20 protein-coding genes and 1 tRNA gene are annotated in these 20077 nt (G+C 63.6%); 17 read left to right on the plus strand and 4 right to left on the minus strand.

Annotated features, from left to right (window positions below; genetic code table 11):
• Nucleotides 1-28: 28 nt before the first annotated feature.
• The 3 genes from V7Z56_RS02315 to V7Z56_RS02325 all read left to right on the plus strand — a co-directional run bounded on the left by V7Z56_RS02315 (nucleotide 29) and on the right by V7Z56_RS02325 (nucleotide 2577).
• A tRNA-Lys gene (locus V7Z56_RS02315) sits at nucleotides 29-104 on the plus strand.
• 239 nt (nucleotides 105-343) lie between these two features.
• A complete protein-coding gene (locus tag V7Z56_RS02320; protein WP_334127730.1) occupies nucleotides 344-1525 on the plus strand; it encodes an MFS transporter in 1182 nt (393 codons plus the stop codon).
• A complete protein-coding gene (locus tag V7Z56_RS02325) occupies nucleotides 1522-2577 on the plus strand; it encodes a DUF2332 domain-containing protein (RefSeq protein WP_334127731.1) in 1056 nt (351 codons plus the stop codon). Before V7Z56_RS02320 ends, V7Z56_RS02325 begins: the two co-directional genes overlap by 4 nt.
• Before the next feature lie 8 nt (nucleotides 2578-2585).
• Here the strand turns inward: V7Z56_RS02325 and V7Z56_RS02330 are convergent, their stop codons facing one another.
• Entirely contained in the window at nucleotides 2586-3320 is a 735-nt protein-coding gene (locus V7Z56_RS02330) for an SDR family oxidoreductase (RefSeq protein ID WP_334127732.1), read from the minus strand.
• 159 nt (nucleotides 3321-3479) lie between these two features.
• On the opposite strand from V7Z56_RS02330, the gene V7Z56_RS02335 reads away from it, so the two are divergent.
• Both V7Z56_RS02335 and V7Z56_RS02340 read left to right on the plus strand, forming a co-directional pair.
• Nucleotides 3480-5939, plus strand: coding sequence for an FAD-dependent oxidoreductase (locus V7Z56_RS02335; protein WP_334127733.1), 2460 nt, complete (start codon nucleotides 3480-3482; stop codon nucleotides 5937-5939).
• Nucleotides 5932-6519, plus strand: a complete 588-nt coding sequence (locus V7Z56_RS02340) for a sarcosine oxidase subunit gamma (RefSeq protein WP_334127734.1) — start codon at nucleotides 5932-5934, stop codon at nucleotides 6517-6519. Before V7Z56_RS02335 ends, V7Z56_RS02340 begins: the two co-directional genes overlap by 8 nt.
• Before the next feature lie 13 nt (nucleotides 6520-6532).
• On the opposite strand, the gene V7Z56_RS02345 is transcribed toward V7Z56_RS02340, so the two are convergent.
• A complete protein-coding gene (locus V7Z56_RS02345) occupies nucleotides 6533-6955 on the minus strand; it encodes an HIT domain-containing protein (RefSeq protein WP_334127735.1) in 423 nt (140 codons plus the stop codon).
• A gap of 205 nt (nucleotides 6956-7160) precedes the next feature.
• On the opposite strand from V7Z56_RS02345, the gene V7Z56_RS02350 reads away from it, so the two are divergent.
• From V7Z56_RS02350 to V7Z56_RS02380, 7 genes are all read left to right on the plus strand, one after another.
• Nucleotides 7161-8753 carry a class I adenylate-forming enzyme family protein gene (locus V7Z56_RS02350; protein WP_334127736.1) on the plus strand — a complete coding sequence of 531 codons (1593 nt, stop codon included), beginning with the start codon at nucleotides 7161-7163 and terminating at the stop codon, nucleotides 8751-8753.
• 136 nt (nucleotides 8754-8889) lie between these two features.
• Nucleotides 8890-9792 (plus strand): class I SAM-dependent methyltransferase, encoded by a 903-nt coding sequence (locus tag V7Z56_RS02355; protein ID WP_334127737.1) that lies wholly within the window; start codon nucleotides 8890-8892, stop codon nucleotides 9790-9792.
• A 147-nt stretch (nucleotides 9793-9939) separates the two neighbouring features.
• A complete protein-coding gene (gene ykgO / locus V7Z56_RS02360; RefSeq protein ID WP_161316603.1) occupies nucleotides 9940-10065 on the plus strand; it encodes a type B 50S ribosomal protein L36 in 126 nt (41 codons plus the stop codon).
• A gap of 149 nt (nucleotides 10066-10214) precedes the next feature.
• Nucleotides 10215-11705, plus strand: a complete 1491-nt coding sequence (locus V7Z56_RS02365) for an FAD-linked oxidase C-terminal domain-containing protein (protein ID WP_334127738.1) — start codon at nucleotides 10215-10217, stop codon at nucleotides 11703-11705.
• Nucleotides 11706-11712: 7 nt separating this feature from the next.
• Nucleotides 11713-12948: an FAD-binding protein gene (locus V7Z56_RS02370; RefSeq protein WP_334127739.1), complete on the plus strand. Its 1236-nt coding sequence runs from the start codon at nucleotides 11713-11715 to the stop codon at nucleotides 12946-12948.
• A gap of 1 nt (nucleotide 12949) precedes the next feature.
• On the plus strand, nucleotides 12950-14257 hold the full coding sequence (gene glcF / locus V7Z56_RS02375; RefSeq protein WP_334127740.1) for a glycolate oxidase subunit GlcF: 1308 nt from the start codon (nucleotides 12950-12952) through the stop codon (nucleotides 14255-14257).
• A 63-nt stretch (nucleotides 14258-14320) separates the two neighbouring features.
• Nucleotides 14321-14878: a tetratricopeptide repeat protein gene (locus tag V7Z56_RS02380; protein ID WP_334127741.1), complete on the plus strand. Its 558-nt coding sequence runs from the start codon at nucleotides 14321-14323 to the stop codon at nucleotides 14876-14878.
• Here V7Z56_RS02380 and pyk read toward each other — a convergent pair whose 3' ends face one another.
• Nucleotides 14879-16300, minus strand: a complete 1422-nt coding sequence (gene pyk / locus V7Z56_RS02385) for a pyruvate kinase (protein WP_334127742.1) — start codon at nucleotides 16298-16300, stop codon at nucleotides 14879-14881.
• A 242-nt stretch (nucleotides 16301-16542) separates the two neighbouring features.
• On the opposite strand from pyk, the gene V7Z56_RS02390 reads away from it, so the two are divergent.
• The 5 genes from V7Z56_RS02390 (at nucleotide 16543) to V7Z56_RS02410 (ending at nucleotide 19829) form a co-directional block, all read left to right on the plus strand.
• Nucleotides 16543-17307, plus strand: coding sequence for an N-formylglutamate amidohydrolase (locus tag V7Z56_RS02390; RefSeq protein ID WP_334127743.1), 765 nt, complete (start codon nucleotides 16543-16545; stop codon nucleotides 17305-17307).
• 34 nt (nucleotides 17308-17341) lie between these two features.
• On the plus strand, nucleotides 17342-18478 hold the full coding sequence (locus tag V7Z56_RS02395; protein WP_443023734.1) for a carboxylate-amine ligase: 1137 nt from the start codon (nucleotides 17342-17344) through the stop codon (nucleotides 18476-18478).
• A gap of 44 nt (nucleotides 18479-18522) precedes the next feature.
• A complete protein-coding gene (locus tag V7Z56_RS02400; protein ID WP_334127745.1) occupies nucleotides 18523-18819 on the plus strand; it encodes a DUF1244 domain-containing protein in 297 nt (98 codons plus the stop codon).
• A 117-nt stretch (nucleotides 18820-18936) separates the two neighbouring features.
• The gene (locus V7Z56_RS02405) at nucleotides 18937-19230 is read left to right on the plus strand and encodes a DUF2312 domain-containing protein (protein ID WP_334127746.1); all 294 of its coding nucleotides are present in this window, start codon (nucleotides 18937-18939) and stop codon (nucleotides 19228-19230) included.
• 176 nt (nucleotides 19231-19406) lie between these two features.
• Nucleotides 19407-19829 carry a hypothetical protein gene (locus tag V7Z56_RS02410; RefSeq protein ID WP_334127747.1) on the plus strand — a complete coding sequence of 141 codons (423 nt, stop codon included), beginning with the start codon at nucleotides 19407-19409 and terminating at the stop codon, nucleotides 19827-19829.
• Here the strand turns inward: V7Z56_RS02410 and V7Z56_RS02415 are convergent.
• Nucleotides 19826-20056 (minus strand): DUF1272 domain-containing protein, encoded by a 231-nt coding sequence (locus V7Z56_RS02415; RefSeq protein ID WP_334127748.1) that lies wholly within the window; start codon nucleotides 20054-20056, stop codon nucleotides 19826-19828. The two genes, V7Z56_RS02410 and V7Z56_RS02415, sit on opposite strands and share 4 nt — an antisense overlap.
• Nucleotides 20057-20077: the final 21 nt, after the last annotated feature.

Here is a 20077-nt window from a genome sequence, read left to right on the forward strand (position 1 = left end):
GGTCACCACGACAGGTTATCCCTCTTGTGGGCGCTTAGCTCAGTTGGTAGAGCAGCTGACTCTTAATCAGCGGGTCACAGGTTCGAATCCTGTAGCGCCTACCATTCACCCGGTGAAAATAAGAATTATGCCCGCCGAGGCTTTGGCCGCGGATGCCGGCCGCCAAGCTGTGGGGCGCGGGCCGGTGCGGGCCTTGCGATTTAGGCATTGCTTTCCGCTGCGTCCGTCCTTAACTAGGAGATCGCCTTCGGCCGGCCGGTGCGATTGGCTTGCGCGGAGCAATCCGGGATGCAGCGCGATTTGCGGCTAGGTCGGCGAGGCGGCATTTGCTAGTCTGGCGTAAATGAAAACAACAATAATAAAACAGCCATTCCCCCTCTGGGCGCTGATCTCGCTGAGCACCGCCTATTTTATCGTGGGAACCTCCAGCCTTTCGGTGATCGCGCTGACCTGGCAGATCTCCGGCGGCCTTGATGTGCCGCCGACGGATATTGCCTATCTGATGACGGTGTTCGCGCTCACCTTCGCCTTTTCCGCGCCGCTGATGCAGGTCTTTTTCAGCCGCTTCTCGCGCTTCACCATTCTCTCGGGCGGGCTTGTGATCCTCGCCGGCGGCCTTGTCCTCTCGGCGCTCTCGCCCAATTTCTGGACATTGTTTGCGGCGCGCGCGCTGATGGGCTTCGGCGCCGCGGCGATCAGCCCGATGTGCTCGGCCATCGGCGCCGGGCTTTCGGCGCCCGAACAGCAGGGCCGTGCCATCGGTATTGTCTTCGCGGGGCTCACCTTCGCGACGGTTCTCGGCACGCCGATGTCCGCCTGGCTCGGCACGGTCATGGAGTGGCGGCAGGTGATGGCGCTGCTCGCCGGGCTGACGCTCGCCTGCCTCGTCGGGGTGCGACTGCTCGTCAAAGATCGCCAGAAGGGCGCGCCGCTCAGGCTGTACAGTATCCTCGAGGCGCTGCTTCGCTTTCGCTCCGGCTCCGCCGTCCTCGTCACCTTCCTGCAGATGACCGCCTCCTTCTGCATTTACGCGCTGATTGCGCCGCTGATGTCGGAGAAATTTGGCATGGCGGAGGCGATGATCGGCGTGGTTCTGCTGTTCTACGGCGTGCACGGCGTGCTCGGGAATGTCATCGCGGGCTGGCTCTCCGACCGGATGGGGACGACGAAGATCATCACCATCAGCCTGATCGGCGTCGGCGTCGGCTATCTGATCATCTGGGCGATCGGACCGGTGATCTGGCTGGCGTTCCTCGGCATTGCGATCTGGGCGGCCTGCGGCATGATGTTTCACTCGCCGCAGCAGCAGCGCATCGCCAATATCGACCCCGAGAAGCGGAGCCTGCTGCTCGCCCTGCATGCATCGGCGCTCTATCTCGGCATCTCGGCCGGCTCCTCGGTGTCGCGTTTCGTCGCCGTGACGTTCGGGATCGACTGGACGCCCCTCGCGTCTTTTGCTTTCCTGGCTTTGTGTCTTGTTCTCTTCCTTGCCACCCTGCTGCATGAGCGAAAGGAGCCGTCATGACTGCCGCCCGTGTCTGCACCGCGTTTCTTCATCAGGCGATCGCCTGCGAGACGCTGGGATCGCCCTTTACCGCCCGGCTTTGCCGCCTTGCCGGCGAGCGACTGGGGCAGGCCGGGGCCGTCGGGACACGGATCCTCGGCTGGCCGGGCGACCCCTCGGCGGTCGGCGACTCGGTCCCGCTTCGCCTTGCCGGCGCATTGCACGCGCTGGTGCTCGCCAAGCGAAACGATGCGCTTGCCGCGCTCTATCCGCCGGCCGATGCGGAGGTCAGCGATGACGCGTTCTGGGAGCTCGTGGAAGAGGTCTTGCGGATCGAGGAAGCCTTTATCCTGCATCGCCTGGACGGCCCGCCGCAAACCAATGAAGTCCGCCGCTCCGCCGCGCTCCTGCCGATGTTTCTTGAGGTGCAGCAACGGACGGGGCTGCCGCTTGTTCTGTCTGAGGTCGGGGCGAGCGCCGGGCTCAATCTGTTTCTCGATTCCTATCGCATCACGCTTGGCGCGCAAAGCTGGGGCGATATTGCTTCGCCCGTCCGTATCCGCCCGAAATGGCGCGGCAGGGCGGCGGCAGGGCTTGCGCTTGATATAGCGGCGCGGGCCGGCTGCGACCTGCTTCCCGTTGATCCGTCGGCGACGGACGATCGCGAGCGCATGCTCTCCTTCATCTGGCCAGATCAACCGGACCGGCTGGCGCGGACGCGGGCGGCGTTTGATATCGCGGCGAGCAAGGACATTCGCGTTGAGAAGTGCGATGCGATTGACTGGCTCGGCCGCCGTCTTGCGACGCCGATGCCGGGGTTTGCCCATGTCGTCTACAGCACCATCGCCTGGCAGTATTTTCCGGCTGAAAAGCAGGCCCAGGGGGCGGCCCTCATCCGCGCCGCGGGCGAGCGGGCAAGCGAAGAGGCGCCGCTTGTCTGGGCGCAGATGGAAGGCGATGGCGGGCGTCCGGGTGCGGCCCTGCTGCTGACCCTGTGGCCCGGCGGGACGACGCGGCTTGTCGGGCGCGCCGATTATCACGGCCGCTGGGTGGACTGGAAAGGTCTCGGCTGAGCAAGGCCTTACGCCATCTTCTCCATCCAGGGGCGGAGGTCCATCTCGAACGTCCAGGCGCTCCGGTGCTGACGGTGAAGCTGCCAGTAGGTCTCGGCAATCTCCTCAGGCCGGAGAATGCCGTCCTGTTCGCGAAGGGCGTAGCGCTCGGGAAACCTCTCCTTGATAAAGGCGGTGTCGATCGCCCCGTCGATGATCACATGGGCGACGTGAATGCCCTGCGGGCCGAGTTCGCGGGCGAGGCTTTGGGCAAGCGCGCGCAGGCCATGCTTCGCCCCGGCAAAGGCGGAGAAGCCTGCGCCGCCGCGGATGGATGCGGTCGCGCCGGTAAAGAGGATCGTTCCCCGGCCGCGCGGAAGCATGACTTTCGCCGCCTCCCGCCCGGTCAGAAAGCCGGCAAAGCAGCTCATCTCCCAGACCTTGCGATAGACCCGCGCCGTCATCTCGGTAATCGGGAAATGCACATTGCCGCCGATGTTGAAAACGACAACGTCGAGCGGCGCGATGTCGCGCTCGATCTTCGCAAAAAGATCGACCATCTCGTCTTCCTCGCGCGCATCGACGCCGAATGCGTGGGCGTTGCCGCCATCGCTCCGGATGCTGTCCGCAAGGGCTTCAAGAGCGTCGATATGGCGCGCCCGGCGGACGAGACAGGTTTCGAACCCTTCGCGGGCGAAACGCCGGGCAATGGCGCCACCGGTCGCGTCACCGGCTCCGATGACAAGGCAGGACTGTTTCTGCATTCTTATTATCCTTTAACGTGAGAGCGCTCCGCCCGGCAGCGTAGGAGGCGCGGCTTGGCAAGTCAATCGCCCCTTTCTGTGCGCTTATCTGCATTCCCCGGTAGCGGAGGGGCGGTTCTATCTGCTAGAAGGGGAGAGGCAAGAGCAGGAAGAGTATTGATGGCGCGTATCTGGCCATTCGCATATCTAGTGAGAAATTCCAAGGCGAGAGGCCCGCGGCGCGGCGCGGCGCCGGGCGAGACGCCGATCCGGTTTCGTTTCAACGGCCGGCGCTACAGGGGCGTTGCGGGGGATACCCTGGCATCGGCGCTGCTTGCGAACGGCTGCGCGCGCATCGGCTGGAGCGTGCGCTATCATCGCCCGCGCGGCAGCGAGGCGCTGGTCCGTCTTGCCCATCAGGACGCCGCCGCTGCGCCCGTCCCGGCAAGGGAGGTTGAGCTTTGTGAAGGCCTCAATGCGATAAGCGCGACATCCCTGCTGCCGGATATCAAAACTCTCGGGCGACGGGCCGCATCGCTGCTCGCAAAACGCCGCCGCCCGGCCGGGGCAGAGGCGCGGGCGGAGGAGGCGACGTTTGCCCTGGAGCATCTCTATCTGCATACCGATCTTGCCATTGTGGGCAGCGGGCCGGCCGGCCTTGCCCGGGCGCTCGATGCCGCGCGCAACGGGCGCGAGGTGATCGTGATCGAGCAGGATTTCGAGATCGGCGGCAGTCTGCTTTATGATGCGACACCGGTGGACGGGATCGCGGCCGCGGACTGGCGCAGCAACGCGCTTGCCGAGCTTGCCGCAAATCCGCATGTTACCATTCTTACGCGCGTCGCGGCGCTATCGCGTGACGGGGCGCATCGGCTGCTCTGCCGCGAGACAATCCCGCCGCCCGCGCGCCGCGCCAATCCGTTCCTGCCGGCATGCCGCGATATCGAGATAACGGCAATGGAAATTGCCATCGAGGCCGGCCGGGAAGATATTTCATTTATCTTTAAAAACAATGATCTGCCGGGTATTTTTCAACTGTCAGACGCGCTCTCGCTGATGGTCCGTCATGGCGTTCTGCCGGGGCATAAAGCGGTTCTTTACTGCGACAATGATGCGGCTTATCAGTTCGCCGCGGACGCGCGCGATCACGGCCTGCTGCTTGCCGCCATCATCGATACGCGCGCCGACGTCCCGGCGCCCTGTCACCAGTTTGCGCGCGCGGCGGGCATCCCGCTCTATCCGCATCACGAAATCATTGCGGCGCGGGGGCCGCTCACGCTTCGCCAGGTGATCCTTGGCAAGCGGGCCGAGGGCGCGCGGGAGATTTATTTTGACTGCGATGCGCTGATCCAGTCGGCCGCGGGCGGAGATGCGGGCAGTATGCCAACGCCAGAGCTTCGCGGCCTCGGCAAAGCCTTTATCGACCCGGCGCGCGAGCAGCTTTATACGCGGGGGGCGGCGGTTCCCACCATCGGCGCGGCGCGAGCTATAGCGACGCGGGCGACGGGAACGGGGCCGCGGGAGGTCCTGCCGGGCTATCGCATAACGCCCTTCTCGTCCGCCTTTGAAAAGGCCGGGGGGCGGATGTCGCTCCATGCAGGCTGGCGCATGGCGGAGTGCTTCCCGCGTGATGACATGTCGGCGGCCGGCCGGCGCGAAGCCTTGGCGGCGCGCGAGAAGGTCGGGCTTCTCGATCTGTCCGATTTCGGGCGGATCGATCTGCAGGGGCCGGATGTCTGCCGCTTTCTGGAGACGATCGCGCCATCGACCGACTGGGAGACGCAACCTGTCGGCAGCATCCGGCATGTCCCGCTTTCTGCGCCGGATGGACGCCCGTCGGCGGAGTTTTTTGCCTGGCGGATCGCCGCCACGCGATATCTTCTCACCACGCATTCCTCCTTCGCGGAAGCGATATTGAATATCGTTAGAACACAATTGGGATCAGCGGGATATCATCGTATCTTCGTGCGGGATGTCAGTGATGATCAGGCGGCGCTGCTGCTCACCGGGCCGCGCGCCGAGGCGGTTCTCGCGCGGGCTCTGCCGCTTGGCGTAATGGAGACGGCGCTCGCCCCGATGCGCTTCCGGCACCTCAATCAGGACGGAATGGCGCTGACGCTCGCCCGGCTCGACCTGACCGGCGCCGTCGGCTTCGTCATCTTCACCGGCGCGGGGCATGCAGACCTGCTTCTCAACCTGCTGAGGGAGAAGGGGCGCGATCAGGGCCTCAAGCTGATCGGGACGACGGCGGGCGACATTCTGCGCATCGAGGCGGGCGGTCTTTCGGCGGCCGAGATGGCGATTGAGACGGGCCCTGCCGGTCAGCCGCCGCGCCAGCTTGTCGGCCTTCGCGTCGTCAGCCCGCCGACGGAGGCCGCCGAGGATACGCGCCTTGCGCCCGGAATGACGCTGCATGAGGGCGACGGCAAGGATCCGTTCGGGCGCGGCATCGGCACCATCACCTCGGCCTGCCGGAGTGCACTTTTCGCGGGTGATATCGCACTTGCGCAGGTCGAGGACGGGGAGGCGCGCCACGGCAGCCTGATCCGCGCGGTGGAGGCGGGAAGCGGGCGCATCGTTGATGTGAAGGTCGGCCCGCCGCATTTCTACGCACCGGGGAAGGAGAACCGCCATGCTTGAGAGAGACTCGGCGCTGCGCGGGGAGCGGATCCACGGAAAATTTGGGGCAAACTCCGAAAATCCCGGCATAACCCTTCAGGAAATAAAGGATTTCTCCTACCTCGAAATTGCTCTTTGGGAGGGCATTGCCGGCCCGCTGCAGACCCGGCTTGGCGAGCTTCTGGGTATTGCCGCACTGCCGGAGCCGGGACGGATGAGCCCGCTTCAGGGCGGCGTCCTGTTACGCCTTGAGGACGACAGGCTCGCCTATCTCGGCGCGCCGGGGGCGGCCGATATTCTCGCCGCGACCATCACGGCGGAGGAAGGTGCGATCCTCGATCTCAGCCACGGCCACTGCCTGCTGCGCCTCGGCGGTGCGCACGCAGCGGAGCTGCTTGCGCGCGGTATCCGGCTCGATCTCCGCCCCGCGGCTTTTCCGGTGAAGACAGTGGTTGAAACGGATATCGGCGGGCTTCCCCTGCTACTGATGTGGCCGGGGGCGGCGGAGTATGATCTGCTGCTGGCGCGGAGCCGGGCGATTCATCTCTGGCGCTGGCTCACCAGACGCGCGGCGCAGTTCGGCTATGAGGTGCGCGCGTGACCTGCGCCAGCCGTTAAGGCGCGCTTTTCTCCCCCTCGCGATAGGCCGCCGCAATCTCGCGGATGCGGGCCTCGACGGCATTGCTTGTGTAGGGGCGCGCCGTGCCTGCGCCGAAGGTCGGACCCGGCCACGCCGCATCGCCCTTATAGCGCGCAATCACATGAACATGAAGCTGCGGCACCATATTGCCGAGTGCGGCGACATTCATCTTGTCGGCCTTGAAAAGCCGCTGGAGGACGCCGGTCAACGCGCGCACTTCCCGTGTGAGGAGTGCATAGTCATCCTCTGAAAGATCCGTGATTTCAACGATGTCGGGGCGCGCCGGGACAAGGATGACCCACGGGTAGCGGGCGTCATTCAGGAGCAGCAGGCGCGAGAGCGGCAGCGAGAGGATGGGAAAGGTGTCTTGCAGAAGTTGGGGGTGCAGAACGAACATGGACTCTCCGCTACGGTAAAGAATGGGGCGGCGCCAGACTAGGCCGGATCGCCCGCAGGGCCAACGGCTTTTTTGCGCATCCGGGCGCGCCCGGGCCCGCGCGCGGTCGCAATCTTTGCTTTCCTAAACGCGCGTCAGGGGCTAATCTGCGCGCAAAAATGAGGAGACGGCGCAAGGGCGCGCCAAGCAGGACGGAGAGGACCCGATGAGCCAGATGACAAACGCTGCCGAGACGAGCGCAAGCCCCCGTTTCGTCCATTTTGCGGAGCGGATTCGCGCGGCCGCGGCGGCGAAGCCGGATCTTGAGGTGATCAAATGCGCGGGCGAGGCGAGGACATGGCGCGAATTCCTGCCGCGCATCAACCAGGTCGCCAACATGCTCGCCGCGCGCGGGCTTGGCCGGGGCACCATGATCGCCATCCTCGCGAAAAGCAGCATCGAATATATGGAGGTGTTTCTGGGCGCGCTGCAGGCCGGCGTCTGCACGGTGCCGCTTTCGGGCATGGCCTCGTCCGAACAGCTTGAGATGATGGTGAAGGACAGCGGCTCGAAGCTCGTCTTCGCCTCAGCCTCCACCCGTGATCTGATCGAGCCCTTCCGCGGCCGTATCGAGGCGGTGCCGGCCGATGGTTATGTCGCCATTGATTTCGAAGGGGAGGGCTGGACACCCTATGAGACGCTGCTCAAAGGCGCGTCCACCGAGCCGCTCTATGTCGATATCGAGCCCGGCGATGCCTTCAACCTTATCTATTCGTCGGGCACCACGGGCGTGCCGAAAGGCATCGTGCAGAGCCAGCAGATGCGCGCCGGGCACATCCTCCGCTTCCATAGTCTCGGGCCGCTCGACAATGCGGTGACGCTGATCTCGACGGCGCTTTACTCGAACACCACGCTCGTCATGCTGCTGCCGACGCTCGCCATGGGCGGGCGCGTCATCATCATGCCGAAGTTCGATGTGAAGGGCTATCTTGAGATTGCCGAGAAGGAGCGGGTGACCCATACGATGCTGGTGCCAGTGCAGTTCCAGCGCCTGCTCGCTTATCCCGATTTCGACAAATATGACTTAAGCGCATTTGAAGTGAAATTCTGCACGAGCGCGCCGCTTCGCGAAGGGGTGAAGCGGGAGATCCTCGCGCGCTGGCCGGGCAAGATGTTCGAGAACTACGGCCTCACCGAGGGCGGCGTCGGCACCATTCTCGCCTGTCACGATCATCCGGACAAGCTCGCCTCCGTCGGCACCGCGGGCATGGGCGTCGATCTTCGCATCATCAATGAGGCGGGCGAAGAGCTGCCGCAAGGCGAGATCGGCGAGGTGATCGGGCGGAACGGCGCGATGATGACCGGCTATCACAATCGCCCGGACCTCACCGAAGCCATGATCTGGCGCTCGCCCGAGGGGCAGATCTTTTATAAAAGCGGCGATATGGGCCGAATTGATGAGGACGGCTTCCTCTATCTCCTCGATCGCAAGAAGGATATGATCATCTCCGGCGGCTTCAATATCTATGCTTCCGATATCGAGGTGGAGATCGCCAAGCATCCGGAGGTCGAGGATGTCGCGGTGATCGGCGTGCCGAGCGCGGAGTGGGGGGAGACGCCACTCGCCCTTGTCGTGCTGAAGCCCGAAAGCCGCCTCGGTGAGGCCGAGCTCACGGCCTGGGCCAACGCCCGCCTTGGCAAGACGCAGCGCATCAGCGGCGTCGAGTTCCGCGATGATCTGCCGCGGAGCACCATCGGCAAGGTCATGAAGCGGGAACTCCGTGCGCCTTACTGGGCGGAAAGCGGCCGGGCAATCTGACGCATAGTGTCATTTTACGAAGGATTAATCTTTTTCTGCGATACTTCGTCTCGGCCCGGGACTGTCCGGGCAATGGATTATGGGGCAACAGATACGGGCAGGAATGAAAGCGGCGGGTGATGGAGCCAGAATTCCCATGAAAGCGCGCCTCAGGGCGTGGTGGGAAGGCTACGAACTGACGGCGGAACGGAAGGACGAGGGCGCACCCGCACCGGTGAGCGCCAATGATACCGCCCGCCATGACGACGGCCCGCCGACGGTCAAGGGCTGGAGCATCAGCCGCCAGCAGTCGGTCGTTACCCTGTTCGGCGAGGGCATGATCCGCTGTATCCCCGATGACGCGAAATCCCGCCTCACCAAGCCGCTCGGCATCAACAAGAAGCTGAGCGTCGCCGAACTCGGCGCCGGGCTTGGCGGCTTTGCCCGCTGGGTCGCCGATGAATATGACGCCTATGTCACGGGCTATGAGCCGGACGAGGTGCTGATGGCGGCGGCGGCGGAGATGACGAAAATGGCCGGCAAGGCGCGTCGCGTCAATTTCCTGCCCTGCGATTTCGAGAAATTTACGCCAAAACCCCGCTCCGCCGATATCGTCTATGCCTCCGAGGCGCTCTTCCAGGTGGAGCATAAGCAGGCGGTGTTTCGCTCAATCCACGACATGCTGCGCCCGTCCGGCCAGTTTATGATGTCCGATTACATGCTGGAAGGCGCGGTGGCGGACACGGCGGCGCTCAAGGAATGGCAGGCGGCCGAGCCGGTCTTTCCGCATCTCATCGATGTGCAGGAGACGCGCAAGCTCCTGACCCTCGCGGGCTTCGATGTCAGCATTGCCGAGAATATCACCCCCGTCTACAAGGCCAATGTGCTGCGCGCCTTTGCCGATTACGCCAAGCGCACCGGCAACGGCGAGAAAAGCGGCCATCTGCATGAATGGATCCTGAAAGAAGGGGAAATGTGGCTGCGCCGCACGCGGCTGATGGACGCGGGGGTGCTGCGCGTCTTTCGCATCTATGCGCGCAAGCCCGTCGAAATTACCTGAGGCGCGCGCGAGGGCGCATCGATGCCCGCCCGCCGGCGGAATTTGTTGCAAATTTCCCGCGTAAATTCGTCCTATTCCCATTGACAGCAGGCAATCGGGTCAGTATGGTCCGGCCTCGAATTCACTAAAGCTGTCAGGATATGTATTATGAAAGTCTTGAACTCGCTCAAGTCCGCCAAGAAGCGTCATCGCGATTGCCGCGTCGTGCGCCGCAAAGGCCGGGTTTACGTCATCAATAAAACCAACCGCCGCTTCAAGGCGCGTCAGGGCTGATTTCTGCTGCCGGGTTTCCGGCAGTCAATTTCCGCACGGTGAAAAAACCGCAATGCTCCGGCATTGACGGTTTTTTTGTTTGCATTGCGGCGCGCATCCGACCTATGTCAGAGGGAAGGATAACCTTCATCAATGGGGGATAAGTCGCAATGCGGATGCCGAAGCCGAACGGCGATGTGCTGGCCCGCCGGGGAGAACTGGTCGCGGGGCTGAAGCGCCTCGTCGCCGATCCCGAGGCGGTCATCGATGATGCCGCGTCGCTCCGCGCCTTTGAATGCGACGGCCTCAGCGCCTATCGCCAGCTTCCCATGGTCGCGGTGCTCCCCGCAACGGTCGCGGAGGTCGCGGCAATCCTCAAATTCTGTAAGGCCGAGGGCGTCAATGTGGTGCCGCGCGGCGCCGGGACCTCGCTTTCGGGCGGCGCGCTGCCGCTCGCTGACGGCGTGCTGCTCGGCCTTGGGAAGTTCAACCGCATCCTCGAAATCGACTATGACAACCGCTGCATCGTCGCAGAGCCCGGCGTCACCAACCTTGCGCTCACCGAGGCGGTGAAGGCGCAAGGCTTCTACTACGCGCCCGATCCCTCCAGCCAGATCGCCTGCAGCATCGGCGGCAATGTCGCGGAAAATTCGGGCGGCGTGCACTGCCTGAAATACGGCCTCACCACCCATAACCTGCTGGGGCTTGAGATGGTGACCATCGACGGCGAGATCATCCGCCTCGGCGGCAAGCATCTCGATGCGGAAGGCTATGACCTCCTCGGCCTCGTCACGGGCTCGGAGGGGCTGCTTGGCGTCATCACGGAAGTGACCGTGCGCATCCTGAAAAGCCCCGAGCATATCTCCGCGCAGCTGATAGGCTTTCCCTCGAACGAGCAGGCAGGGGAGTGCGTCGGCAGGATCATCAGCGCCGGTATCATCCCGGCGGGCATGGAGATGATGGACCGCCCGGCAATCCACGCGGCGGAGGAATTCTGCCACGCCGGCTATCCGCTCGATGTCGAGGCGCTCCTGATCGTCGAGCTCGACGGCCCGCTTGTCGATATCGAGCATTGCCAGAAGGAGATTGGCCGCATCGCGCGCGCTTGTGGCGCCACAGTTATCAAGACGAGCGCATCGGAAGAGGAGCGGCTTCGCTTCTGGGCCGGCCGGAAGGCGGCTTTCCCCGCGGTCGGACGGATTTCGCCCGATTACATGTGCATGGATGGCACGATCCCGCGGGGGGCGCTTCCCGAGGTGCTGGCGCGCATGAGCGAGATGTCGGAGCATTACGGCCTACGCGTCGCCAATGTCTTTCACGCTGGCGATGGCAATCTCCATCCACTTATCCTCTTTGATGCCAACGTCCCGGGCGAGCTTGAAAAATGCGAGGCGTTCGGCGCGGATATTTTAAAGCTCTGTGTCGAGGTCGGCGGCGTGCTGACGGGAGAGCATGGCGTTGGCGTTGAGAAGCGCGACCTGATGGGCGAGATGTTCACGGAGGAGGATCTGAAGCAGCAGCAGCGCGTCAAATGCGCGTTTGACCCCGACGGGCGGCTCAATCCCGGCAAGGTCTTTCCGGTGCTCCACGCCTGCGCCGAGCTTGGCAAAATGCATGTGCACAAGGGCGCGCTGCCCTTCCCGGATATCCCGAGGTTCTGACGCCGCCATGCGCATCTCCCGCATCAAGGACACGAATGAAATTGCCGCCATGCTTGATTGGGCGCTGGTCGGGCGGCACCCGCTCGCCATTAGGGGCGCGGGCAGCAAATCCGGCATCGGCCGCCCGATAATGAGCGAGGCGGTGCTCGATCTTGGCGGCTATTCCGGCATTACGCTCTATGAGCCGGGGGAGCTGGTGATGCGCGCCCTTGCGGGCACTAGCCTTGCGCTGATCCGGACGGAGCTCGCCAGGAACGCCCAGCGGCTCGCCTTCGATCCGCCGGACTACGGGCCGCTTTTCGGGTTTTCGCCAGACAGCGGCAGCATCGGCGGCGCTTTCAGCAGCAACCTCTCCGGCAGCGCGCGCATCAAGGCGGGGAGCGCCCGCGATCATCTGCTCGGGGTTAGCGGCTACACCGGCCGCGGAACGCCTTTCCAGACCGGCAGCCGCGTGATGAAGAATGTCACCGGCTATGATCTTTGTAAACTCGTTGCGGGAAGCTATGGCACGCTCGTTGTCGCAAGTGATTTCACCTTCAAGGTGCTGCCCGCGCCGGAGGTGGTGCGGACGCTTATCCTTATCGGCGTCGCGCTTCACGACGCGCCGCGGCTGATGAATAGCGGGCTGTCCTCCCGGCATGATGTCGCGGCGGCGGCCTATGTCCCGGCGGATATCGCGGCGGCGCTGACGGGAAAAACGGAAGGCATTGACCGCGCCTTTGTCGCCCTAAAAATTGAGGGTGTCGCGGCCTCCGCCGATTTTCGCCTCCGCGCGCTTCAGGACGAGCTGAAGGGGAGCGGTGATATCACGGTTCTTGAGACTGACGCCTCCAACTCGCTCTGGGCTTCCCTTGGCGCAGCGGCGCCGTTTGCCGGCCCCGAACAGCCGCTCTGGCGTCTCTCGATCCCGCCGGCAAATGCAGCGACGGTCGCCGCCGCACTCCTCGCGGAAATTCCGGGCGCGCGTTATTTCCTCGACTGGGGCGGCGGCCTTGTCTGGATTGAGGTGCCGGAGAGCGTGAGCGACGGCGGCGAGGGTGTGGTGCGCCGGAGCGTCGGGGCAGGCGGCCATGCGACGCTGATCCGGGGGAGCGACGCGCTCCGCCTCAGTATCTCGCCCTTCCAGCCGCAAAGCGCTGCTATTCAGAAGATCAACGCGCGCATCAAGGACGCCTTCGATCCGCATCATATCCTCAATCCGGGGCGCATGACAGCGGGTGAAGAAGGCGAGGCAAGGGGCTGATATGAAAACAGAATTCACGCTTGCACAACTCGCCGATCCGGATTTCGCCTGCTCCAACGACATTTTGCGAAAATGCGTCCATTGCGGCTTTTGCACCGCGACCTGCCCGACCTACCTCGAGCTTGGCGATGAACGCGACAGCCCGCGCGGGCGTATCTATCTGATGCAGCAGATGCTGGAGAGCGGTGCGCCGGCTCCGGCTTCGACCGTGACGCATCTCGATCGCTGCCTTGGCTGCCTCTCCTGCATGACGACCTGCCCCTCGGGCGTTGATTACATGCATCTTCTGGAGCATGGCCGCGCCTATGTGGAGGAGACCTATAATCGCCCGCTTTTTGATCGCGGGCTTCGTGCGCTGCTTGCGCTACTGCTGCCGCGGCCAAAGCTTTTTCGCGTTGCGCTTCGTGCAGCGCGCTACATGCAGCCGCTCAAATCCTTTCTGACGGGCCGCCCGCGCGCGATGCTGGAAATGGCGCCCGCGAGCCTTCCGCCCGCGTCCGAGCTCACCGCCCGGCGGCTGCATGAGGCGAAGGGCGCGCGGCGGGCCCGCGTCGCACTGCTCGCCGGCTGCGCCCAGAAAGTCCTCTCGCCCGAGATCAATGACGCGACCATCCGCCTCCTGACCCGCCACGGTGTCGAGGTGATCGTGCCGCAGGATGCGGGCTGTTGCGGCGCGATGACGCTGCATATGGGGAAGGAGGCCTCGGGCCGCGCCTTCGCGGCGCACAACATCCGTGTCTTCGCGCGCGAGATGGCGGGCGAGGGGCTGGATGCCGTCCTCATCAACACCTCCGGCTGCGGCACGACGGTCAAGGATTACGGCAATCTGTTCGCCCATGATGCCGATCTCTCCCTTCGCGAGGAGGCTAAGAAAGTCGCCACAATCGCCTGTGATATAACGGAATTTCTGGAGCGTATTGATCTTCAGGTAACGGGTGAGGCGGCGCATCTCAGCGTCGCCTATCATTCCGCCTGCTCGTTGCAGCATGGCCAGAAGATTGTCGATGCGCCGAAGGCGCTGCTCCGGAAGGCAGGTTTCCGCGTCGCCGACATTCCGGAGGGGCATATCTGCTGCGGCTCGGCCGGGACGTATAACCTGTTGCAGCCCGAGCTCTCGGGACGGCTGAAGGCGCGGAAAGTTGCCAATATCCTGAAAACCTCCCCCGATGTGGTGGCGGCTGGCAATGTCGGCTGCATTGTGCAGATTGCCTCCGGCCTCGAGCTTCCCGTCGTCCATACGGTGGAGCTTCTCGACTGGGCGAGCGGTGGGCCGCGGCCGCCGGCGCTCGGGGGGCGGGAGGGCGTCTGAGCCTCACAATTTTGTGTCGCCGGAGCGCTTACCAATGCGCGGTATCCGCGCTATATTGATCGCATGATACGCGGCATTCTCGCCATTCTCCTTCTGACCGGCTTCCTGCTCGCGGGGAGCGCGGCCCATGCGCGTCAGGATGATCCCAGACTTGATGAACTGTTCAGCCAACTCGCGAAGGCGGAAAGCGCGGAGGAAGCGAAACTGCTCGAGCAGGAGATCTGGCGGATCTGGCTGACATCGGGCAGCGACACGGTGGATTTCCTCATGGTGCAGGGGATGAGCTATATGGAGCATGGCGACCTCGCCCGCGCGCTCACGCTGTTCAGCACGGTGGTCCGGATCGACCCCGGCTATTCCGAGGGCTGGAACAAGCGGGCGACGCTGCTCTTTTTCATCGGCGAATATGACAGTTCCATGGAGGATATCGCGCGCGTCCTGGAACTTGAGCCGCGGCATTTCGGGGCGCTTTCGGGGCTTGGCCGCATTTTCGAGCTGAGGGAGCGGGAAGCGGGCGCGCTCTCGGCCTATGAAAAGGCGCTCGCGCTGCATCCGCATATGCAGGGGGTGAAAGCGCGCGTCGACCAGCTTATTTTGGAGCGCAACAAGAAGCGGATCTAGCTACTGCTCCCCGACCCAGGCGATGCGGAGGATGTTGGTTGATCCGGGCGTCCCGAAGGGAACGCCGGCCATGATCACTACCCGCTCGCTCCGCTTCGCAAAGCCTTCCGCAAAGGCGAGCTTGCAGGCCTTGTCGACCATATCCGCGAAATTCTTGGCATCCGCCGTATAGACACAGTGCAGCCCCCAGACAAGCGCCAGCATGCGCGCGGTTTTAAGATTGGGCGTCAGCACGAGGATAGAGACCTTGCCCCGTTCGCGCGCGGCGCGAAGCGCGGTCGAGCCCGACGTCGTGTAGGTGACGATCGCCGCGGCGCTGATGGTCTTGGCGACCTGCACGGCGGCGGCGCTCAGGGCATCGGCGGTGGTTGCTTCCAGATGGCCGTGCTTGGCGTCGATAATCGTCCGATAGAGCGGGTCTTTCTCCGTCACCTCGGCGATGGAATTCATCATCGCGACGGCCTCGAGCGGATAACTCCCCGCCGCACTTTCGGCCGACAGCATGACGGTATCCGTCCCGTCATAGATGGCGTTCGCAACGTCGGTCACCTCGGCCCGCGTGGGGACGGGGGAATTGATCATGCTCTCCAGCATCTGCGTCGCGACGACGACGGGCTTCCCCGCCTCGCGGGCGCGGGCGATGATATGCTTCTGGATGGAGGGCACCTCCTGCACCGGCACCTCGACGCCGAGATCGCCGCGCGCCACCATGATGGCATCGGAAAATTCGATAATCTCGTCGATATTCTCGACCGCTGCGGGCTTTTCGATCTTCGCCATCACGGCGGCGCGCCCGGCGATGAGCCGCTTGATCTCCGCCACATCCTCGGCCCGCTGCACGAAGGAGAGGGCGATCCAGTCCACCCCGAGCTCGAGCGCGAAATCGAGATCACGCCGGTCCTTGTCGGTGAGCGGGCTCATGCGGATCAGCGCGTTCGGGATACTGACCCCCTTGCGATCGGAAATCGGCCCGCCGACCTCGACCTTGCAATCGGCGTAGCCCTCGCCGATCCTGGTCACGACGACCTTCAGCTTGCCGTCATCGAGCAGCAGCACGCTGCCGGGCTCCAGACTTTCGAGAACCGGCGGATGGGGCAGGGAGACGCGCGTCTCATCGCCCGGCGTCTCGTCAAGATCAAGACGCAGGGAGGCGCCTTGCGTCAGGATCGCCGCCCCGCCTTTGAAGCTGCCGAGACGAATTTTCGGCCCCTGCAGATCGGCGAGAATGGCGATGGGGCGGCCGGTTTTCTCCTCAAGCTCGCGAATGATGTGATAGCGCGCGGCGTGATCGGCATGATCGCCGTGGCTGAAATTGAGGCGAAACACGTCGGCGCCCGCGTGATAGAGCGCCTCGATCCGTTCCGGGTCCGAACTTGCGGGACCGAGGGTGGCTATGATCTTGGTCTTTCGAAGTCGTCGCATCCTGTTCAATCCGATTCAAAGCGTGGGCTGCATCCCGTGTTGCACTGCACTAGTTATAACAGTCCTTTGAAATATTGCAGGGATTTTCTGCTGCACGGGTAAAAAATGCGCCGCCGCTGAAGGCCTCCCGGCAACATGCCGCCGCCCGCCCGGCCGACACCCCCGGCCGCCATTCCGGCCATTGTACGCACCGTCCCGATTAGGCTAGTATGACGCAGCCGTTATAATTTTGTGATATGTCCATGTCTGATCCTGCCGCACCACCGTTTTACATCCTGAATGCCGCAAGCACATCGCCGCTGATCCTGACTGTCGATCATGCGAGCCGCTATATCCCGCCTGAATATGACAATCTCGGTGTCGAGGATCCGTCCGTTCTCCATCGTCATATCGCGTGGGATATCGGCATCGAGGATGTGACGCGGCGGCTTGCCGAAAGGCTCGGGGTAACCGCGATTTTCGCGGGCTTCTCGCGGCTTCTCGTCGATGCCAACCGCTATCCGGAGACCGCCTCCTGCATGCCGGAGGTGAGTGACGGGGTGGTGATCCCGGCAAACCGGGATATCAGCGTGCCTGAGCGCGAGCGGCGCCTTGCGAGCTGGTTTTATCCCTATCACAGCGCGCTTCTCAAGCTGATCGAGGAAAAGGAAGCAGCGGGGACAACGCCCGTGCTTTTCTCCATGCACAGCTTCACGCCCGTCATGAACGACTTTGAACGGCCCTGGCATGTCGGCGTGCTCTGGGATGAGGATGCGCGCCTTGCCGCGCCGCTTCTGGAGATCCTTCGCGAGAACCGCACCCTTGTCGTCGGCGATAACGAGCCCTATTCGGCGCGCGAGCCGCTCGGCTATACGATGAATGAGCATGGCACGAAGCGCGGCCTGCCGCATGTCGCCATCGAGATTCGCCAGGATCTGATCGACACCCATCAGGGGGCGGAGCGCTGGGCCGCGATCATGGCGGATGCGCTGCACCGGCTGCCGCTGGTCGGGGTCGAGGCCGGCTAATATCGCCCGAAACGGGGAGGGGTGAGGGATGAGCATTCGCGAGCCGACATTCACCATCGGGATCGAGGAGGAATATCTGCTCGTCGATCTCAAAACCCGCGAACTTGCGATTGAGCCGCCCGAGGAGATTTTGAGCGAATGCGAGGCACGGCTGCCGGGCCATGTTGTCACGCCGGAATTTCTCCGCTCGCAGATCGAGGTCGGCACCTGCATCTGCCGCAATGTGACGGAGGCGCGGACGGCGCTCACGGAGCTTCGCGGCACAGTGGCGGAGGTTGCGAAGAAATATGGCCTTGGCCTGATGGCCGCCTCCGTCCATCCCTTCGCCGACTGGCAGCAGCTTAAAACCACACCGAAAGAGCGCTATGACGTTATCGCCCGTGATCTGCAGACAACGGTGCGCCGGCTGATGATCTGCGGCATGCATGTGCATTGCGCCATCGAGGATCCGGAGCTTCGCATCGACCTGATGAACCAGGCGAGCTATTTCCTGCCGCATCTTCTCGCCCTCAGCACCTCCTCGCCCTTCTGGCGCGGCAAGGTGAGCGGCCTCAAATCCTACCGCGTCTCGGTCTTCGACGGGCTGCCGCGCACGGGCGTTCCCGACCGCTTCGAGAGCTTTGGCGAATACACCCGCTTTGTCGAGACGCTGGTTGAGGCGGGCGCGTTCGAGGACGCGTCGAAACTCTGGTGGGACATGCGCCCCAGCGCGAAATTCCCGACGCTCGAGATGCGGCTCGCCGATGTCTGCCCGCTGATGGAGGATGCGATCGCGATTGCCGCGCTCTATAGCTGCATCCTTCGCATGCTCTATCGCCTGCGCCGCAGCAACCAGCGCTGGCGCGTCTATCCGCAGACGCTGGTTGCCGAGAACCGCTGGATCGCGCAGCGTTTCGGGGTCGAGGGCAAGCTCATCGATTTCGGCATTCCGGCACCCGTGCCGATGGGCGCGCTGATCGAGGAGATAATCGCAATCACGGCCGAGGATGCCGCCGCGCTGCAATGCGAGCAGGAGGTTGCCCACACGCGCGAGATTGTCCGTCGCGGCACCTCCGCCGACCGCCAGCTTGTGCTCTACCGGCAAGCCATCGCGGACGGCGTGGGGGAGGAGGCGGCGCTTGTCAAAGTTGTCGATCAGGTCTTGCAGGAAACGCTGTCGGGTATAGTCTAGTAAAATGGACTTATGGAGATGGGCCTTCGGCCCGGGAGATGACAATGGACCAACAAACGCTGGAAATGGAAGCGGCCGTCTACCGCCGCCTTCGCGATCATTTGCGCGCCCGCACCGATGTGCAGAATATCGACCTGATGATTTTGGCCGGCTTCTGCCGCAACTGTCTTGCCGACTGGTACCGCGATGCGGCGGCGGAGCGCGGGCAGGAGATGGACAAGCTCAAGGCGCGCGAGATCGTCTACGGCATGCCGTTCGAGGAATGGAAAGCGAAATATCAGAAGGACGCGAGCCCTGAGCAGCAGGCGGCGTTCGCAAAATCGCAGGCGGAACATGGCTGAGGCCGGCGCTTAAAAAAAATCCCGCCGGTTCTGTACTTGAACCCGCGGACAGGGTAAAAAGGCGCGCGCCGGACATCGCGCCGGCCGAAAATTTGCGTAACATGGAGAGATGAGACTATGGCTGATGTCGGTGGAGTCGCAGCAGAGCATCTGCGGTCCTATATCGAGCGAATTGAGCGTCTGGAAGAGGAAAAGAAGGGGATTTCCGACGATATCAAGGAAATCTTCGCCGAGGCCAAAGGCACCGGGTTTGACGTCAAGGCGATGCGCGCCGTGCTGCGCCTTCGCAAGATGGACAAGGCCGATGTGCAGGAACAGGAATATATGATCGATCTCTACAAGCAGGCGCTCGGCATGATCGAGGGGCCGGGTGAGAGCGCCGACGACGACTCCGATCAGGCCGCGTTCTGATCTTTTCGCGCCTGGCCAGGATCAGGCGATCCGTGATCCGCGGATCGCCTTTTTTGTCCCCTCGCGCCGCGCATCGGTTGTAAAGTCATCATGGGCTCTTGTATTCCAAACCTGCAATAATTAAGTGCAGAAGTGAAAGACAATAAACCGGCAGGTGGCTTTTCCGGCGACAGGATATGCAGAATTTCTCCACCGATGCGGCGGGTTTCGCAGGGCTGACCCTTGCGGAGCTGATCTTGCAGCACCTCGTCCTTCGCGGGCTGATGACGCCCGGCGAGGCGCGGCGGCTGCTCGATATCGCCGCGCGCCGGCATGAGGCGGCAGCCGTCGGCTCGGAGGAGAAAATCGCCCTCAATATGGAGGCGGCGCATCTCCTGCGCGCGCTCTCCCTCGGGCTGGAGCCGCTTTTCACTGCAAAAACAACGCCGCCGGAGGATGGCCCGTCAGCTCACGGTGCGAACGGCGCAGGGGCGAGGGCAGCCTCACCACGCACCGAGACCCCGCGCGAGGCAGGCCCGAGGCGGGCCGAGCGGGGCGCGTCGCTCTCCTCCCTCTCCATCGGGGAGCCGCGCGATCTCTGGCTGCGCTTCCCGCCTTAAGCCTTTTTGGCAAGGACGCGCGTCGTGCTCGGCGGGTATTTTTCGAGCAGCGCCGCGGGACGTACCGGCCGCTCCGTCAGGTTGCCGCCGCAGTTGGGGCAGGTGCGCTTATGCACCCGCTCTGCGCACGGCCGGCAGAAGGTGCACTCAAATGTGCAGATATAGGCCGCCGCGTCGTTCGGCAGGTCGCGATCGCAGGTCTCGCAGTTCGGTCGGATCTCCAGCATGTCTTTCCCCCCTCGATTTCT

It is taken from the genome of Sneathiella sp. (assembly GCF_036844445.1).
Lineage (GTDB): Bacteria > Pseudomonadota > Alphaproteobacteria > Sneathiellales > Sneathiellaceae > Sneathiella.

Bases quoted from the DNA above. Each gene is read 5' to 3' on its own strand.
- V7Z56_RS02365 (WP_334127738.1), top strand. From the start codon at position 10,215: ATGCGGATGCCGAAGCCGAACGGCGATGTGCTGGCCCGCCGGGGAGAA.
- V7Z56_RS02320 (WP_334127730.1), top strand. From the start codon at position 344: ATGAAAACAACAATAATAAAACAGCCATTCCCCCTCTGGGCGCTGATC.
- V7Z56_RS02355 (WP_334127737.1), top strand. From the start codon at position 8,890: ATGAAAGCGCGCCTCAGGGCGTGGTGGGAAGGCTACGAACTGACGGCG.
- V7Z56_RS02350 (WP_334127736.1), top strand. From the start codon at position 7,161: ATGAGCCAGATGACAAACGCTGCCGAGACGAGCGCAAGCCCCCGTTTC.
- V7Z56_RS02325 (WP_334127731.1), top strand. From the start codon at position 1,522: ATGACTGCCGCCCGTGTCTGCACCGCGTTTCTTCATCAGGCGATCGCC.
- V7Z56_RS02400 (WP_334127745.1), top strand. From the start codon at position 18,523: ATGGACCAACAAACGCTGGAAATGGAAGCGGCCGTCTACCGCCGCCTT.
- V7Z56_RS02335 (WP_334127733.1), top strand. From the start codon at position 3,480: ATGGCGCGTATCTGGCCATTCGCATATCTAGTGAGAAATTCCAAGGCG.
- V7Z56_RS02405 (WP_334127746.1), top strand. From the start codon at position 18,937: ATGGCTGATGTCGGTGGAGTCGCAGCAGAGCATCTGCGGTCCTATATC.
- V7Z56_RS02330 (WP_334127732.1), bottom strand. From the start codon at position 3,320: ATGCAGAAACAGTCCTGCCTTGTCATCGGAGCCGGTGACGCGACCGGT.
- V7Z56_RS02345 (WP_334127735.1), bottom strand. From the start codon at position 6,955: ATGTTCGTTCTGCACCCCCAACTTCTGCAAGACACCTTTCCCATCCTC.
- ykgO (WP_161316603.1), top strand. From the start codon at position 9,940: ATGAAAGTCTTGAACTCGCTCAAGTCCGCCAAGAAGCGTCATCGCGAT.
- V7Z56_RS02415 (WP_334127748.1), bottom strand. From the start codon at position 20,056: ATGCTGGAGATCCGACCGAACTGCGAGACCTGCGATCGCGACCTGCCG.
- V7Z56_RS02340 (WP_334127734.1), top strand. From the start codon at position 5,932: ATGCTTGAGAGAGACTCGGCGCTGCGCGGGGAGCGGATCCACGGAAAA.
- glcF (WP_334127740.1), top strand. From the start codon at position 12,950: ATGAAAACAGAATTCACGCTTGCACAACTCGCCGATCCGGATTTCGCC.
- V7Z56_RS02390 (WP_334127743.1), top strand. From the start codon at position 16,543: ATGTCTGATCCTGCCGCACCACCGTTTTACATCCTGAATGCCGCAAGC.
- V7Z56_RS02380 (WP_334127741.1), top strand. From the start codon at position 14,321: ATGATACGCGGCATTCTCGCCATTCTCCTTCTGACCGGCTTCCTGCTC.
- V7Z56_RS02370 (WP_334127739.1), top strand. From the start codon at position 11,713: ATGCGCATCTCCCGCATCAAGGACACGAATGAAATTGCCGCCATGCTT.
- V7Z56_RS02410 (WP_334127747.1), top strand. From the start codon at position 19,407: ATGCAGAATTTCTCCACCGATGCGGCGGGTTTCGCAGGGCTGACCCTT.
- pyk (WP_334127742.1), bottom strand. From the start codon at position 16,300: ATGCGACGACTTCGAAAGACCAAGATCATAGCCACCCTCGGTCCCGCA.